This is a genomic window from Acinetobacter sp. BD54 (genome assembly GCF_044778325.1).
Lineage (GTDB): Bacteria > Pseudomonadota > Gammaproteobacteria > Pseudomonadales > Moraxellaceae > Acinetobacter > Acinetobacter baumannii.
On record NZ_JANJEP010000007.1, the window covers coordinates 166,590 to 183,000 of the forward strand.

Genomic DNA, 16,411 nt, shown 5'->3' on the forward strand with positions numbered 1-16,411 from the left:
GAGTATTCCCTCAAGGAATGAATAACATGAATAGCGCCTTACAATTTAGTATTTCACCGTACACTCCATTTATGCAGGAAACCAAAGTCAATTTAGGCAATGGTATCGAGCTACATGTAGAAGTAGGTGGAAAACCAGAACATCCGACTATTTTGCTGATTATGGGTTTAGGTGCCCAAATGCTATTTTGGCCGGACTTTTTCTGCAAATCACTCATTGATCAAGGTTTTCGTGTTATTCGTTTTGATAACCGGGATATTGGCCTTTCTTCAAAAGTCCGCCATCAAGGTAAACGTTTAAATACCATGAAATTGATGGGACGTTTTGCTTTAGGGCTAAGAAATCAGGGTGCACCTTATACGCTCTATGATATGGCAGATGACGTTTCTATGCTTCTCGACCGTTTAGGAGTAAGCAGAGCACATGTGATTGGTGCCTCAATGGGTGGCATGATTGCCCAGATTCTCGCTGCAAAATATCCGGAAAAAGTAGAAAAATTAGGTTTGATGTTTACCAGTAATAATCAACCGTTTTTACCGCCGCCGTTCCCTAAGCAACTTTTAAGCTTGATTGGCAAGCCAGAATCACGTGATGAAGAAGGAATTGTGAATCACAGTTTAAAATTATTCCAATTGATTGGTTCTCCTGGTTATATTAACCATATTGAAGCCGTTCAAACTGCAAGAAAACTTTATCAACGTAGCTACTATCCTGCTGGTGTACTTCAACAGTTTTTAGCAATATTATGTACAGGTTCCTTACTGCAACTGGACCGTGAAATTAAGCAACCCACTTTAGTCTTGCATGGCTCTCGTGACCGCTTACTTCCACCGAGTCACGGTAAGGCCGTAGCAAAAGCAATTTCCGGTGCTAAGTTTGAATTAATTGATGGAATGGGGCATGATATCCCTGCCCATTTTATTCCACAGCTTAGCGGTTTATTTGCGCATCATTTTAAATCATCATACTAGGACACTATGGCTGCATTACCCTCACTAAGACAGCTATCATATTTAGTTACGTTGTCGGAAACTTTGCATTTTACTGAAGCAGCACGTCGCTCTTTTGTTACCCAATCGACTTTATCGGGCGGCATTATGGAGCTAGAAAGGTTACTAGGTGGCGTTCTGGTTGAGCGTGACCGTCAGAATGTGCGTTTAACGCCATTAGGTGAGCAAGTTGTTGCTCGAGCCCGTGTATTGCTAGCAGATGCTCAGGATTTAATGCGTTTAAGCCGTGAAATGAGTGAACCATTAACAGGTGATCTTCATTTGGGTGTTATTCCAACAATTGCACCTTTTATCCTGACACGGTTACTTGATGAAGTGCATCAACAATTACCGAAGATTCAGTTGCATTTACATGAAGCTCAAAGTGAGAAGATTGTAGAGCGCCTAGAACATGGTAATTTGGACATGATTGTCCTTGCTCTACCTTTTGACACAAGAAGTTTAAAAGTAGCTGAAATTTCAAAAGAAAATTTATATCTTGTTTGTAGTAAGCAAGATACAAATGCACTTCAAGCAAATTCTCTTGATGATCTCGATTTATCACGTCTTATTTTGCTTGAAGAAGGCCACTGTTTACGTGATCACGTATTAAGTGCCTGTCCAATTGGTGAACGTAAAAACGATAACCGCTTAAAAGCAAGTTCTCTACCAACATTGGTTGAGATGGTTTCTTCCGATTTAGGCTTTACTCTTTTACCAGAAATCGCAATTGAAAATAGTATGATCAAATTTAATGATCAGATTACTGCAAAACCAATTGAAGACGCACCTAGCCGTACTTTAGCACTTGTTACTCGTAAAAGTACGCCGTTGCAAAGTGAGTTTGATGTTCTTCTGCAAATCATGCAGAAAATTACCACAAACTTACATGAATAAAAAAAGGAGTCTTCGGACTCCTTTTTATTTTACTGTGCTGTTAGAGAAGCCCATTTAAATACCCAAGCCGATCTCAAGTCCAAGCTATCATCTGCAATTATTTTTTCTCGAATAATTTGTGCAATTGCGTAGTCATTGGCAGGATCGACCATGACTCGTATTCCTTTTGTGGTTGGGCTGGTAACAACTTTATACCCTTTAGCCTGTAATTGGGACTGAATCATATTCGCTTTATTTTGATTAGGTGCCAAAGCAACTTGCACCATCCATTTTTTTTCACCGTTTTCTAAAATTTCTTTCGCGACCGCTGCATCAAGTTGCTTTTTCTTCTCAATATTTTTCTTTTCTTCAATTTTTTTTAACTGATTATCGTCAATTTTCTTTTGTGCTAACAATTCCTCTTGAGTAAGTTTTCTTTTCTGAATCACGATTGTCTTATTTTGTGTTTCATTCTTCTTATTTTTCTCTCTAGAAGGATGTATAAAATAAGGATATATCATTTGATCATCAAATTTCTGAAATACAATAATATCTCCATAGCACTTCTGATCCGCATAAGTAGTCACTGGCATTAACCCCAAAAATATTCTAATAAATAAACTTTTAATAAAGCCTTGCATATTATTCACTTACCAAAGTTAAGTATATTTAATGCGGCGTATTAAAGTAGATTTCTTGTGATTTGTATATTTTTAAAATTCAATGTTTTATGTAAAGAATCACATATTTTTCAAACATATTGCATTAATTCAAATTATTGCCGTTTATCCTACAACCATTTAGAAAAATTAATTAAATTATTATGAAATTCAGTAAATTAAAAAGCCGACATGATGTCGGCTTTTTAAAAATAATTTTTTATTTAAAAGTTTCTAATAATTCTCTTTGAGCATTATGCAATTTTTCGCCTTCGGCTGGCTGGGCACGTACCCATGTACCATCGCCCTGTAACAACCAAGCTTGCTGATTATCTTGTAAATAATTAAGGAGTCCTTGCTGATAAATACGTTTTTTCAAAGCAGGATCTTCAATTGGGAAGCATGCTTCAACACGATTAAATAAGTTACGATCCATCCAGTCCGCACTTGAACAGTAAATACGAGCATCGCCATTATTACTAAAGTAATAAACTCGAGTATGTTCAAGGAAACGACCTACAATTGAACGTACCCGAATATTTTCCGATAAATTTGGTAATCCCGGACGTAAACAGCAAATCGAACGAATAATGAGATCTACCTGCACCCCTGCTTGAGAAGCTTCATACAATTTATTAATAAGCTGAACTTCAGTTAAAGCATTTACCTTGACAATAATTTGGGCTTTACGACCAGCCTTTGCATTGGCAATTTCTTCATCAATAAAGTTGATGAGCTGAGCATGCAGAGTAAAAGGTGCATGGAGTAACTTTTTCAGTTTTGCCATTTTACCCATACCCGTGAGCTCTTGGAAAATACGGTGTACGTCTTCACACAAGTCTTTATCGGTGGTCATTAGGCCGTAATCGGTATAAATGCGAGCATTCATAGCATGGTAGTTACCCGTTCCTAAATGAACATAACGCACCAGTTTGTTGTTTTCACGGCGTACCACCATAATCATTTTGGCATGGGTTTTATAACCCACAATACCGTAAACAACGACTGCCCCTGCTTCTTGTAAAACATTAGCCACTTCGATATTCGACTCTTCATCGAAACGGGCACGTAACTCAATTACCGCTGTCACTTCTTTACCATTACGCGCAGCTTCTGCTAAAACTTGAACAATTTCCGAGTCTGCACCACTACGATAAAGTGTCTGTTTAATTGCGAGTACTTGCGGGTCACGTGCTGCTTCACGGAGTAATTGAATAACAGGTGCAAAAGACTCAAATGGGTGATGAAGTAAAATATCCTGCTTTTGCATAGCCGAGAAAATACTCTCGGTCTTTTTAAACACTTTTGGTACGACTGGCGTGTGTGAGTCGTAACGCAAATGAGGACGTTTAAAGTTCGAAACCAGACGAGCCAAGTTTACAGGGCCATCAACTTTATATAATTGTTCTTCGTTTAAGTCGAACTCTTCAAGTAGATATTCATAAATATGCTGCGGACAATTTTGGGTTACTTCTAAACGTACTGCACGACCAAATCGGCGTGAACTTAACTCACCTTTTAACGCTTTTGCCAAATCTTCAACGTCTTCATTAAGTGCCAAATCGGCATTACGAGTTACACGGAATTGATAGCAACCAGTTGCAGTCATGCCCGGGAACAAGTCTGAAACATGTTCATGAATAATTGCAGACAACATGACATGATGTTCTTTACCACCCGTTAACTCATCTGGTAATCGTACAACACGTGGCAATGAACGTGGGGCTGGTACAACAGCCAAATCAATTTGTCGCCCGAACGCATCTTTACCTTCTAAAGTCACAATAAAGTTAAGGCTTTTATTGACTAAACGCGGGAATGGATGGGCTGGATCTAAACTGATTGGAGTTAAAACAGGCGCAACCTGTTCCTGAAAATATTTTTTTACCCAAGCTGATTGAGCTGGTGTTAATTCACCACGACGTAAAAAGCAGATATCTTCTTCACGTAACTTAGGTAAAATTTCTTCGTTTAAAATACGATATTGGCGCTCAATTGCAGCATGAGCAGTTTCAGAGATTTTTTGTAAGACTTGTCTTGGCGTTAAACCGTCCGGGCTTCGACTTTCATTGCCTAGAGCGAATTGCTCCATAACACCTGCTACACGAATTTCAAAAAACTCATCTAAATTACGCGAAAAAATGAGTAAGAAATTCATTCGTTCCAGTAATGGATGTAAAGGGTCGACGGCCTGTTCCAATACGCGCAAATGAAAGTCAAGAATAGACAATTCACGATTAATATAACGGTCATTATAACTATATTCTGTTGGGGTCGTTGCTGTAATCGCTGTATTCATGTCTAACCTAATCTCTTTCCAACCAAAATCTCTGCAAAATAGTATGCTGCAAAATTATGTCAATTTGATAAAAACTAAAAAAATAACACATCTTTAAGACAGTGTTATTCAGGAATCTGGGTGCTATTCATATAACGTAAAATAACGCGTTTTCTATATTGTAGTTTACGATCATTGCGATGATCTTGATAATATTTCGGATCAGGCAATAACGCGGCTAAAAAAGCAGCTTGTTCGCGCGTTAAGCTTTTGGCACTTTTGCCGTAATAATATTGGGCCGCTGCTTCAACGCCATACAAATTTTTGCCAAATTCAACAGAGTTCATATACACCTCAAGAATTCGACGTTTCGACCACATGCGCTCCATCATCCATGTCGCTACAGTTTCTTGGCCTTTACGAATAAATGAACGCTTATTATATAAGAACAAGTTCTTTGCAAGTTGTTGAGATACGGTAGAACCACCAGCAACGACCTCTCCTTGCTCATTGTTACGCTCTAGCGCAAAACGAATACCATCCCAGTCAAAACCATGATGATGAATAAATTTTGCGTCCTCCCCTGCTAAAATTGCATGTTTGAAATTGTCACTAATATCATCATAGTCAAGCCATTCATGGATGATCGGCTCAGATGGATCTGACCAATAATCAATTCGCATAAACATGGTGGTATCAACTTCATGCGTACGCCACCAAACCAAACTTGAGAAGATCCAAAGCTGAATAAGGAGAATTGCCCCAATAAAAATTAACAACACGCGAACAATAAAGGCTTTCATGTTCGTCCTGATCTCCTGTATTCAACTTTTTTCATGTTAAGCTGTAAAGCATGTTCATATATAACAAAAGCATAGCATGACTCAATATCAGCCTCCGCACATTAATCGTAAACTCAATGTACAAGCTTGGTGGCTGACCGCCCTACTGATCTCGATTAATGTAGGTTTGTTCATCTGGCAAATTATATCTGGAGTGGACATTAGTGACCCAGCTATAAAAGATGCACTTCACTGGGGTGCAGATTTTACACCACTTACTTTTTCCGGGCAGCCAGAACGTCTATTTACCAGCATGTTTTTTCACTTTGGTATTATTCACCTTATGCTCAACATGTGGGCTTTATATATTTTTGGTAATGTGGCTGAAGCTTTATTTGGACGTTTATACTTTATTGGTCTGTATTTACTTGCAGGCTTGTTTGGTAGCCTTTTGAGTAGTTATATTAATATTCAAAATGGGCATGAATTATTACAACATTTTGATCAGAGCTTACTTCCCCATGTCAGTGCTGGTGCTTCGGGCGCTGTGATGGGATTAGGTGCTGCGTTAACCGTTCTTTCTTTATTTCCACCCTTGCCACATCAAGCCTACATACTTGATAAAAAAGCATTATTAATGATTATGGCCATTAACCTTATTTTCGGTTTTGTCGCAACAGGTATTAATAATGCTGCACATGTCGGCGGTATGATTATGGGTGCCTTACTCGCATTCATTTGGTATTTAAGCTACCGCACTCAATTTAAAAGCCTCCTAAAATTCTTAGGGTTAGTGGGAGGACTTTTCATGACTGTCGGCTTCTATGTTTACTGTAATCAGCTTAACTCACCATTACTTCCACTTTGGCATGAGGTTTTAATTCAGAATCCAGAAATACTGCCCTAACTTAAATCTGGTTCAACTCTCTTAAACTTTGTAGTGGTGGTAAATTACAAAGATAACCGAGTCTATATCGACCAATAAGAGCACAAAGTAACATCATGGCAAGCGGTAAAATTAACCATATTTCAATATGCCACTGTAAAGCCATATTCATTTTATAACTTGCAATTGCGCTAATTACCTCGGCAAAACAGCAGGCAACAATGCCTGCTAACAACCCTAAAAAACCAATTTCCAGGCTGAGCATCTGCTTCATTTTATTTTTAGAGAGACCAAATGAACGCAACAAAGCCACTTCTCGACGGCGTTCATCCATTAATAGATTTAAACAAGCAATTAAAACGAGTATTCCAGAAAGGCCAACTAACGCTGCAAGCACAGTCACGATTTTGACTAGAACATTCATTAAGCGCTTTACTTCGTCTAAAATTCGATCAACATCAATAAAAACCGTATTGGAGAATTGCTGAATCATATGGATCATTTTAGGTTGATCTTGCTTAGGCACATAAAAACTACCCAAGTAACTACCAGCATTTTCATCTAAAGTTTTAGGCGAAAAAATAAAGAAAAAATTAGGACTAAAGCTTTCCCACTCAACGCTCCGAAAATTTATAACTTTAGCTTGCAAGGTACCTTCTGGCAGACTAAAAGTAAGCCTGTCACCAATCTGGATTCCTAAACTTTCTGCTGTTTTACTCTCAACTGAAACTTGGCCAACAGCATTAAAATTAGCTTGACCTTTTGTAATGACATTATCATTTGGTAAAGCACTTGACTGAGTTAGATTTAATTCACGACGTAAAGAATTATTTTGCTTTATAGCTTCTTCTGAAAAAGGGACATCATTTTTGGCAACTAATCGCCCACGAATGTTTGGATATAACGGTGTGCTTTGCCAACCATTTTGTTTCAACTGTTGCTCAAAAGCTTTTAAATCAAATGGTGGTAGGCCATAAACAAACTGGTTTGGTGTTCCCTCTGGTAATTGCTGTTGCCAACGCTCTAATAAATCTGTTCTTAATACACTTAACACGGTAATGAGGCTTAAACCCAAAGCCAGTGCTGTAATTTGTAAGGCACTTTGCGATGCTGAACGAATATAAAAAGACAAACGGGTTTTCATCTTTTTTAAAGCACGAAGCAATAGCCAGACAACGGTGTAAAGTAAAATGCAAAGCAGAATAATCGCTGTTAGTACCCAAATACTGAGCATTAAATTTTCACTTAAAACTAAGCTAAAAATAACAAGACTGGTAATACCCGCAAAGAACATAAAGAATAATGATTTTCGGGATTTTGCCTGTTCCCGAATAACACGGATGGGAGGAGTATTTAACAACTCCCAAATGCTTGGCAAAATGAATCCAAGTAGCACAATTACACTGGTAAAAATGGCAATTGGTAAGGGACCAAGTAAAAAACCAACCACAGAGAAACTTAACTCTAGTTGTGGAATCAGTTGTAGCATGAGCTCAAGCAAGCCATAGCCCATCATTATTCCTAAGAGACTACCGATCACAATCGAAATTGCACTGACTACACAAAGTAACCCGATATAGGCCCATAAAATTTGAAACTTACTCGCACCTAAACAACGTATTAAAGCAATGTGATCTTGGTTTTGCTGAACATATCTTTGACTCGTTAAAGCAATGGCGATACCACACAATAAAATTGTTAAAATATTGGCTAATTGCAAAAAGGTATCTAGGTTTTCTAACGGGCGTAATAATCTGCTATTTGATTCACTGGCATCGCGTAAACGTAACCCTATGGTTTCTTCCTGTTCATTTGCAGGTTGATGCTGTTGCTTAAATTGCCTTGAAAATGACTGAACCTGTTCAGGCTGACCAGACATTAACAGTCGATAATCGATTCTACTACCAGTTTGAATTGCATGAGTTTTAGCAATATCTGCTTGATGAATAATGACAGTAGGCGAAAAACCAGAAAAACCAAGTTCTTGATTTGAATCTCGCACAATCACGCCACTAAAGCGAAATGCCGCATCTGCAATAGATACTATATCGCCTAGTTTAACTTTAAGTAAATCGGCTGCCCTTTGACTCAACCATACTTCATCTGGTTGGATACCACGCGCTATAGGTTCAATCTCAAGCTTTCCTCTTAATGGGAATGCAGGTTCTATTGCTTTTACATTGACCATGACAAACTGATCTTGAGTATGTGCCATTGAACTAAACATGGTCACATTAGTCTGCTTTAAGCCAAGCTGATCTGCCCTTTTTTGCCATTTTGCGTCTATAGGTTCATTATTCGACAGAACCAAATCTGCTGCTAACATTTGCGCTGCTTGTAGACTTACCGCATTTTTAACTTGGTCATTGCTAAACTTAAGAGCGGTGGTTGCACTGATCGCAAGTGAGAGCGCAATAATAAGTAAATATAAGCCTCCGGTACGAAAGCTTTGTAACAAAAGTGGTTTGAGAAGATTACGCATAGTTTAACCACCCTGTACCGTCTTTAGTCGGCCATCATCTAACTCCACATGTCGTTGGCAAAGTGCTGCCAAATTACGATCATGTGTGACCAAAATAAGGGTGGTACCAAGCTCTCGATTTAAATCAAAAAGAAGAGTTTCAATTTCTTGGGCGGTTTGACCATCAAGGTTTCCGGTCGGTTCATCGGCAAAAATAATTTGTGGCTCGGCAATGAGAGCCCGAGCAATTGCCACACGTTGTTGCTCTCCACCAGATAAAACTTTAGGCGTTTGTTCAGCTTGACGGCTTAAGCCTACCCGATGCAACCAATCTAAAGCTTTTTTCTCAGCTGTTTTATAATCAAAATCTTTACGTAACCGAAGCGGTAACATCACATTTTCAAGTGCACTTAACTGTGGCAAAAGCTGAAAAGACTGAAAGACAAAGCCAATATACTGCATTCGAATTTGGGCACGTTGCTCTTCTGTTAACTCATGAACCGCCTGACCACATAACCAAACCTCACCTTCAGAGGGTTGGTCTAAAGTCGCTAAAATACCCAGTAAAGTCGATTTTCCTGAACCAGAACGTCCTGTAATTGCTATCTGCTCCCCTTCATAAATCTCTAAATCAATATTTTTTAAAATCGTAAACTGATTTTGGTTAATCTGAATAGTTTGTGTAACTTGATGGGCAGCAATGATAGGTTGTGGCATGATGTGAACAGTCCTATATATTGAGTATTCGGGTCGAAACACAAATGTATAAATCTTATTTGTTTGGTTCTAAAAGTCTCTTGCTCATCTCATTGAGCATGTTGCCCATGTTCGTCTCGGCAAAAACTATTTTAATTTTAGGAGATAGTATCAGTGCCGGTTATGGAATAGACCCTAAACAAGGTTGGGTACAATTACTACAAAAACGTTTAGACCAACAGTATCCCAAACAACATAAAGTGGTCAATGCAAGTGTGAGTGGGGAAACCACTAGTGGCGCTTTGGCACGATTACCAAAACTTTTACAAACTTATAAACCCGAGGTAATTGTTATTGAATTAGGCGGGAATGATGGCTTACGTGGTCAACCACCACAAATGATTCAACAGAACCTGTCTCAGCTCATTCAATTAAGCCAGAAGCAAAAAGCCAAGGTTATTCTTTTTGGTATGAAGATTCCGCCCAATTATGGTACGGCTTATAGCAAAGCATTCGAAAATAACTACAAAACTGTAAGTCAAAAATATCAGGTGAAATTGCTACCCTTTTTTCTTGATGGCGTCGCTGGGCAAAAGCAACTAATGCAAAATGACTTGATTCATCCAAATGCCCAAGCACAATCAAAATTACTGAATTTAGCTTACCCATACATAAAAGGTGCCCTATAGGCACCTTTTAGTTTTAAATATTTTTATTATGATCAGAAGTCAAAGAAAGTAACTTCACCAGTTTCTAGCGAATATTCAGCACCAACGACAATCAGTTCACCTTTTGCAATCAGATTCTCTAATACAGCCGAACCATGACGTAATTGGTTTACCGAAGCAAATACGTTTGAACGCACCGCATGACATGAGAGTTTTTTCAAGTCATTTTTTAAATCAGTCTGCATTAAAATCTCAACTGATGGACGAACACGGTTCACAATCGACATTAAGTTAGAAGATGGCGGGTGCTCAGGGTTCATCAACGTATCAATTGTCGCTTGAATCGCGCCGCAATGACTGTGTCCTAATACAACTACAACCGGACAGTCATAACGTTCTGCCGCGAACTCAACACTACCGACTTGTGAAGGTGCAACAACATTACCAGCAACACGGATTACGAATAAGTCACCAAGACCTTGATCGAATACCATTTCTGCTGGTACACGAGAATCTGAACAGCCTAATACAATTGCAAATGGATTTTGATCCTTTGCCATTTCAGCGCGTTCATGATGTGATAAGGTTTTTGCAAGGGAAGTATTTCCATTTACAAATCGTTGATTACCTGCTTTCAAACGATCTAAAACTTCTTGCGCAGTAGGCATTTTATATTTCCATTGTTTTTTCAAGGTTAGAAATCATTTTAATGTGTCAAAATTTGAATGTCACTGACAAAAAATAAATCCTTTTTCAGGAAAATTTTTTAAAACTTTAATTAGTTTTATAAGGAAGATCACCGCACAATTACCTACTGTTTAGTGAAAAAATAGACATACTTTAGTTTATAGATTGACTATAATTTTCTTGATTCCAAACGTTTGGCAAATGACTCATTGGCAAAGTTTTTCAATAATTTTTCAAACTCGCTTAAGCATCAAGGATGAAATCTATGACAAGGCTGTCCGCATCAATTAAAGCCTCTATGAAAAAAACTGCTACTGCACTGACTTTGGCTTGTAGCTTATTGTCAGTCATGAGCATTTCTCAAGCGCAGGCAGCCGATAATATTGATGTCAGCTTTCAAACAATATTACAGCAGGAACGTAACTGGGCAGGACTGCAAAGCAAAAGCCTAAAGGTGGGCGATATCACTTGGTCATATAGTGAAGGTGGCTCTAGCACAAAGCCAACTTTACTACTCATTCATGGCCTAGCGGGCAGTCGAGATAACTGGAACCGAGTTGCCCATTATCTCACGACAAATTATCACGTTATTATTCCTGACTTACCGGGCAGTGGCGAAACTATCGTTTCGCAAGACTTTGATTATTCGGTTCCCAACTTAGCTGAAAAATTACGTCGCTTTGTTGAAGCCGCCAATTTAAAAGGCCCAATTCATATTGCTGGGCACTCACTCGGCGGATCTATTGCCCTACTCTATGCTGGACAATATCCATTTGAAACCAAAAGTCTATTTTTAGTCGATAGCGGTGGTATTTTCCGTTCTGCCAACACAATTTATCTAAAAGATCCAACCTATCTAAAACAACTTTTAGTCTCTAAAAAAGGTGATTTTAATTATTTATTAAAACAAACCATGTTTAATCCTCCGTTTATTCCGAAAGAGTTCCTGCAAGCTCAAGAAAAACTGATGATTAATCAAGCACCTCAAACCCAGAAACTGGTTGATCAATTGATCGCACTCAATAAAGTCTATACCCCAGATTCTTTTGCCGTACTTACTAAAACGATTGACGCCCCTACACTCATTTTATGGGGTAAACAGGATAAAATTATTAATGTAGAAGTAGCAAACGAGCTAAAACGGCTTTTAAAAAATGCCCAGCCTCCAGTTATCTTAGAAAACGTAGGCCATATGCCAATTTTGGAAGCTGAACAGTTGGTTATCCAACAATACGTACCGTTTTTACTGAAAGTAGAAACAAACCAGTCGTCAAAAACGACAACACCTTAAATAAAACTTCCAACTTGTGAGACCTTATGTCTACCCAACCCATGATTGAAAAACTTATTGAAGCTCATCTAGATTTTTTAGATGAGCAATTTGCTCAGACTCAGGTAATCCAACAAGAGTTTGAGCAGTTTTATCATTGGTTGGGGAGTCGACAATTACAACACCTTTGGACGTTTGAACAGGTTCAACAGCTCATTCAAAAGCAGATTTTAGACACACCCGCTTCGGATTTTCTTATTGAACAGATTGCTGAGCATATCCGCTTTGCATTGATTCATCCTGCAAATGACACCGCAACTGTTGAAGATGTTATTCCTGTTTTAACCATTGATCGAATTGCACAATACGTTGCCAGTAAAGAAGAGCACCGTAAAAAACTCATTAAAACAATTGTGAATAACCCTGCCTTTTCTGCACTGTTGACTCAATTGATTCAGCAAACAATGCATGATTATTTAGATGAATCTATGTCAAAACGCGTGCCCGGTGTAGGTCGTTTTATGAAGATGGGCAAATCTGTATTAGAAACAGTAACCGACTCTAATCTTGACGATACCATTAACCATTACTTGCAAAAGAATATTTTAAAACTCAGCCAGATGAGTGAGCGTGTTTTAAACCAACATTTTGACAATGATAAACTCTACCATTTTCAGGCAAATGTTTGGCATAAAGTTAAAACCTCGCCACTTTCTGTTTTAAAAAACTATATAGAAGTTCAAGATTTAACAAAAACCGTTGGCCTAGGACATGAAATCTGGGACCACATTCGTCAAACTGATTATCTAAAACAGCAAGTACATGATGGTATCTATACTTGGTATGTACGTAATCAGGAACGTAATTTTGATTTGTTGCTCCGTGATCTTAATATAGACGAAAATTTAGTGAAGCATGAACTCACCGAATTGCTTGTACCCGTACTACAACAATTAGTCACAACAGGACATTTAAGACGTCGTGCCCGTGTATACTTAGAGAAGTTTTATTATTCAGAAAAAGCATTAGAGATTTTAAATAACAAAGACGCTTAAAGCGCCTTTGTTATTTTATTGATTAGAAAGAATATTTAAAAGATGCGTAATAAGCTCGACCTGGCTCATTATAAGTTTGGCTAATAGAATTACTGTCTCTTAAAATTTGTTTATCAAACAGATTACTCACACCAACACGCGTACTAATTTGGTCTGAAAACTTATAACCAACATTAATACCAGCAGTACTATAGCTTTTTACCGTACTTGGCTTAAGCGCAGAATTCGTACCTCCTGAACCTATACCGGATTCAAGTCTATTCTCTGCAAATTGACGTGATTTTTGACGACCATATTGAGTAAATACAAAATTCACATCCAATTGATCAGTAATGTCATAATCAAAAATTGAGTTAATTGTATAGATTGGAACTAAAGATAATGGATTCCCAGTTTGCTTGTCTTTCGAGTCCATCATGTAGGTAAAGTTATTAGTCCAGCGGATATCACCGAAGTCTAACCCCAAACTTCCTTCAAAACCTTGAATTAAGGCTTTAGGCGTATTTTCCCAACGCAAAATATTCCACTTCGTATTGGTCACAGCTCCTGTATTTGCATTTGTACTTGAGCCATCAACTGTTCCGACAACATGAGTACCCGCAACAATCTTATCTTTATAATCATTACGGAACCAAGTTAAGCTCGCATTCACGATATCTTTTTGGAACTGAATACCGAGCTCTTTGTTTACCGATGTTTCAGGTTTTAAATCACCATTACCTTGTAATAAACAACGCGACTCAATATTAGCAGGACAGCCATTGCCATTTGTACTTAATAAATACCCTTCGGCATTTTGATACATATTTGGTGCTTTATAAGCTTTTGCTACCCCACCTTTTAAAGTGAAATAATCATTGAGTTTTTGAGTAATATTTAAGCTTGGGCTCCAATTAGAGCCAGATTTACTATGGTCATCAAAACGTAAACCTAATACAACATCTGTGCTGTCTGTAACTTTCAGGTTATCTTCAATATATGCAGAAGCAATACGTGACTCCATTTTACTACGATCACCTTTCGCTAATTGATCGCCATAACCTGAACCACTGCTGTCTTTACCTTGAGTTGTCGAGATATTATCTTTAAATCTGTCTTCAACCCATTCGGTACCTACAGTTAATACTTGGGGTAAATAGTATTCAAAAGGAATATTAGCCTCGCCGTTAAAGCGAAGAGTTTCTAAACGCGAAGTGGCTTTATCATCAAGCTTATTAATTTTTCCTTCTACACTTCCCGCCAAGCCTTCAGGTAGACGTTTGTTATGGGTCTTATCATATTGAGCAACTAACTTACTCTTACCCCAAGACCAATCACCTTCGTGCGTTAATGCATAGCTATCACGATACATGGTATTGGTTTCTTTACCAATGAGCTGCGAAAGAATCGCATCTGCTTCTGCGTTTGCATTTAACTGAGAGTCGCCAGAATAAATATTACCTTGTTTGCTAGAAGAAACATCGAACAAGACAGTTTGTTGGTCTGTTGCCTGCCACGCTAAACGGCCTGAAATATCTTTATTTTTAACACCTTCACGGCCAGCTGCTGTACTACCGATAGATTTATTAATATCAACATCGTCAGCTTCCGTTTTATTGTAATTACCATATAAACGATAAGACAAAACGTCTTTAATTAATGGCCCACTTACATTAAAACCAACACGATTTGATGAACCTTCTTTGGAGTCTTCAGGCTGTGAAGTATAGAACTCTACTGAACCATGAGTTTCATTCGTTACTTTTTTAGTAATGATGTTAACTACACCACCCGCAGCACCAGAACCATATCGAGCAGCTGCTGGTCCGCGTAAAACTTCAATCGACTCGATGGCTTCTGCTGGTACCCAGTTTGAGTCGCCTCGTGTATCACGCTCTCCTTTCCAGCCATAACGGACTGAATTACGAGAGTTAATTGGCTTACCATCCACTAAAATAAGCGTGTTTTCAGGGCCCATTCCGCGAATATCAATTTGTCTATTATTACCACGCTGCCCAGTAGCACTATTGCCTGTCAGGTTGACACCTGGCATACGACGTACATAGTCAGAAATATCATTACGAACTGGTAGTTTTTCTAAATCTTCTTTGGTAATAACCGATACACCGAGCGATTGCTTCACTTGCTCTTCTGCTGTTACAAAAATTGTTTCCAATTTCACAGGTTCAGCAGGCTTTTCTAATGTTTGTTCAGCTTGTTCTTGCTCATTTTGTGCAGCAAAAGCCATAGACATCATACTTGCCAGTACTGAAACAGAAAGCACTGACTGGATAATACGCTTCGACATAAGTATTCCCAATATATTGATTTATTAAACATCTCTCATTTTCAGTTTCGCATTGTAACAAAGATAAATAAAATTACAAATGATATTGATAATAATTATCATTATTTATATTGAATAATAAAAAAACCTCATTCCGAGGCTTTTTTATTTCACTTTTCAAATAATTTAATTATTTGAAATAAGCACCTTCTGCTTGTGTATGGTCTGTTTGGTCAACCACACGTTGTAGTTCAGGAATGTGTTCTTTCAAAGTTGTTTCAACACCTTGTTTTAAAGTCACATCAATTGCTGAGCAACCTTGGCAACCGCCACCAAATTTCAATACAGCAGTAAGACCATGTTCAGGGTCATCTTGCACTTCAACTAAGCTACAGTTACCGCCGTGTCCTGCAAGACCCGGGTTAATTTCTGCTTGAAGTACATAGGTAATACGCTCTTCAATTGATGCATCAGGCCCTACGCGCGGCACTTTAGAGTTTGGAGCACGGAAAGTTAACTGACCACCAAAACGATCTTTGTTGTAGTCAATAACAGCGTCTAAAAGATAAGGGATAGACGGCGCATCAATATATGCAGGGAAATCAGGATAGTCCTGTTTATAATCCGTTGGCACCACTTCTTCTGGTGCACTATATGCCATACAGCACTCTGCACGTGGTGTACCCGGATGTTCAACAAAAATTCGAACGCCAATTCCCGGAGTATTTTGCTTCGCCAATAATTCGTGCAAATACTCTTGTGCAGATGGTGTAATCAAAAGGTTCGGAATTTCTTCTGCAACAGCAGTGTTGGTGTTCTCAGTCGACATAACAATATT

At 38.4% G+C, this 16,411-nt stretch carries 15 protein-coding genes; 7 read left to right on the forward strand and 8 right to left on the reverse strand.

Going from position 1 to position 16,411, the window contains the following annotated elements:
* Positions 1–26: 26 nt before the first annotated feature.
* A complete protein-coding gene (estB, locus tag NQ782_RS13145; RefSeq protein WP_001083352.1) occupies positions 27–971 on the forward strand; it encodes an esterase EstB in 945 nt (314 codons plus the stop codon).
* A gap of 6 nt (positions 972–977) precedes the next feature.
* Positions 978–1,886 (forward strand): LysR family transcriptional regulator OxyR, encoded by a 909-nt coding sequence (oxyR, locus tag NQ782_RS13150; protein WP_000729506.1) that lies wholly within the window; start codon positions 978–980, stop codon positions 1,884–1,886.
* A 29-nt stretch (positions 1,887–1,915) separates the two neighbouring features.
* Here oxyR and NQ782_RS13155 read toward each other — a convergent pair whose 3' ends face one another.
* Entirely contained in the window at positions 1,916–2,506 is a 591-nt protein-coding gene (locus NQ782_RS13155) for an SPOR domain-containing protein (RefSeq protein WP_057092929.1), read from the reverse strand.
* Between the two features lie 57 nt (positions 2,507–2,563).
* Here NQ782_RS13155 and NQ782_RS13160 point away from each other — a divergent pair, with 57 nt between their 5' ends.
* A complete protein-coding gene (locus NQ782_RS13160) occupies positions 2,564–2,692 on the forward strand; it encodes a hypothetical protein (RefSeq protein ID WP_085920711.1) in 129 nt (42 codons plus the stop codon).
* Between the two features lie 52 nt (positions 2,693–2,744).
* Here the strand turns inward: NQ782_RS13160 and ppk1 are convergent, their stop codons facing one another.
* A complete protein-coding gene (gene ppk1 / locus NQ782_RS13165; protein WP_001090302.1) occupies positions 2,745–4,823 on the reverse strand; it encodes a polyphosphate kinase 1 in 2,079 nt (692 codons plus the stop codon).
* Between the two features lie 104 nt (positions 4,824–4,927).
* Positions 4,928–5,605, reverse strand: coding sequence for a monofunctional biosynthetic peptidoglycan transglycosylase (gene mtgA, locus NQ782_RS13170; RefSeq protein ID WP_000642933.1), 678 nt, complete (start codon positions 5,603–5,605; stop codon positions 4,928–4,930).
* A 76-nt stretch (positions 5,606–5,681) separates the two neighbouring features.
* Between mtgA and NQ782_RS13175 the strand changes: the two genes are divergently transcribed.
* Complete coding sequence (locus tag NQ782_RS13175) at positions 5,682–6,491, forward strand: rhomboid family intramembrane serine protease (protein ID WP_043041337.1); 810 nt, start codon at positions 5,682–5,684, stop codon at positions 6,489–6,491.
* A 1-nt stretch (position 6,492) separates the two neighbouring features.
* On the opposite strand, the gene NQ782_RS13180 is transcribed toward NQ782_RS13175, so the two are convergent.
* Positions 6,493–8,952, reverse strand: coding sequence for an ABC transporter permease (locus NQ782_RS13180; RefSeq protein ID WP_057093259.1), 2,460 nt, complete (start codon positions 8,950–8,952; stop codon positions 6,493–6,495).
* A gap of 3 nt (positions 8,953–8,955) precedes the next feature.
* Positions 8,956–9,648 carry an ABC transporter ATP-binding protein gene (locus NQ782_RS13185; RefSeq protein ID WP_001136098.1) on the reverse strand — a complete coding sequence of 231 codons (693 nt, stop codon included), beginning with the start codon at positions 9,646–9,648 and terminating at the stop codon, positions 8,956–8,958.
* Positions 9,649–9,692: 44 nt separating this feature from the next.
* On the opposite strand from NQ782_RS13185, the gene NQ782_RS13190 reads away from it, so the two are divergent.
* Complete coding sequence (locus NQ782_RS13190) at positions 9,693–10,316, forward strand: arylesterase (RefSeq protein ID WP_031949745.1); 624 nt, start codon at positions 9,693–9,695, stop codon at positions 10,314–10,316.
* Positions 10,317–10,348: 32 nt separating this feature from the next.
* On the opposite strand, the gene NQ782_RS13195 is transcribed toward NQ782_RS13190, so the two are convergent.
* Positions 10,349–10,963 carry a carbonic anhydrase gene (locus NQ782_RS13195; RefSeq protein WP_001141695.1) on the reverse strand — a complete coding sequence of 205 codons (615 nt, stop codon included), beginning with the start codon at positions 10,961–10,963 and terminating at the stop codon, positions 10,349–10,351.
* A gap of 284 nt (positions 10,964–11,247) precedes the next feature.
* On the opposite strand from NQ782_RS13195, the gene NQ782_RS13200 reads away from it, so the two are divergent.
* Together NQ782_RS13200 and NQ782_RS13205 are read left to right on the forward strand one after the other, a co-directional pair.
* Complete coding sequence (locus NQ782_RS13200) at positions 11,248–12,273, forward strand: alpha/beta fold hydrolase (protein WP_000197540.1); 1,026 nt, start codon at positions 11,248–11,250, stop codon at positions 12,271–12,273.
* 26 nt (positions 12,274–12,299) lie between these two features.
* The gene (locus NQ782_RS13205; protein ID WP_057093556.1) at positions 12,300–13,307 is read left to right on the forward strand and encodes a hypothetical protein; all 1,008 of its coding nucleotides are present in this window, start codon (positions 12,300–12,302) and stop codon (positions 13,305–13,307) included.
* Between the two features lie 22 nt (positions 13,308–13,329).
* On the opposite strand, the gene NQ782_RS13210 is transcribed toward NQ782_RS13205, so the two are convergent.
* Both NQ782_RS13210 and nfuA read right to left on the reverse strand, forming a co-directional pair.
* Positions 13,330–15,594, reverse strand: a complete 2,265-nt coding sequence (locus NQ782_RS13210) for a TonB-dependent siderophore receptor (RefSeq protein ID WP_086231089.1) — start codon at positions 15,592–15,594, stop codon at positions 13,330–13,332.
* A gap of 169 nt (positions 15,595–15,763) precedes the next feature.
* Positions 15,764–16,402, reverse strand: coding sequence for a Fe-S biogenesis protein NfuA (nfuA, locus tag NQ782_RS13215; RefSeq protein WP_000102721.1), 639 nt, complete (start codon positions 16,400–16,402; stop codon positions 15,764–15,766).
* Positions 16,403–16,411: the final 9 nt, after the last annotated feature.

Coding starts and splice junctions, on each gene's coding strand:
- oxyR (WP_000729506.1), top strand. CDS start 978: ATGGCTGCATTACCCTCACTAAGACAGCTATCATATTTAGTTACGTTG.
- estB (WP_001083352.1), top strand. CDS start 27: ATGAATAGCGCCTTACAATTTAGTATTTCACCGTACACTCCATTTATG.
- ppk1 (WP_001090302.1), bottom strand. CDS start 4,823: ATGAATACAGCGATTACAGCAACGACCCCAACAGAATATAGTTATAAT.
- NQ782_RS13200 (WP_000197540.1), top strand. CDS start 11,248: ATGACAAGGCTGTCCGCATCAATTAAAGCCTCTATGAAAAAAACTGCT.
- NQ782_RS13180 (WP_057093259.1), bottom strand. CDS start 8,952: ATGCGTAATCTTCTCAAACCACTTTTGTTACAAAGCTTTCGTACCGGA.
- nfuA (WP_000102721.1), bottom strand. CDS start 16,402: ATGTCGACTGAGAACACCAACACTGCTGTTGCAGAAGAAATTCCGAAC.
- NQ782_RS13190 (WP_031949745.1), top strand. CDS start 9,693: ATGTATAAATCTTATTTGTTTGGTTCTAAAAGTCTCTTGCTCATCTCA.
- NQ782_RS13155 (WP_057092929.1), bottom strand. CDS start 2,506: ATGCAAGGCTTTATTAAAAGTTTATTTATTAGAATATTTTTGGGGTTA.
- NQ782_RS13205 (WP_057093556.1), top strand. CDS start 12,300: ATGTCTACCCAACCCATGATTGAAAAACTTATTGAAGCTCATCTAGAT.
- NQ782_RS13175 (WP_043041337.1), top strand. CDS start 5,682: ATGACTCAATATCAGCCTCCGCACATTAATCGTAAACTCAATGTACAA.
- mtgA (WP_000642933.1), bottom strand. CDS start 5,605: ATGAAAGCCTTTATTGTTCGCGTGTTGTTAATTTTTATTGGGGCAATT.
- NQ782_RS13185 (WP_001136098.1), bottom strand. CDS start 9,648: ATGCCACAACCTATCATTGCTGCCCATCAAGTTACACAAACTATTCAG.
- NQ782_RS13195 (WP_001141695.1), bottom strand. CDS start 10,963: ATGCCTACTGCGCAAGAAGTTTTAGATCGTTTGAAAGCAGGTAATCAA.
- NQ782_RS13210 (WP_086231089.1), bottom strand. CDS start 15,594: ATGTCGAAGCGTATTATCCAGTCAGTGCTTTCTGTTTCAGTACTGGCA.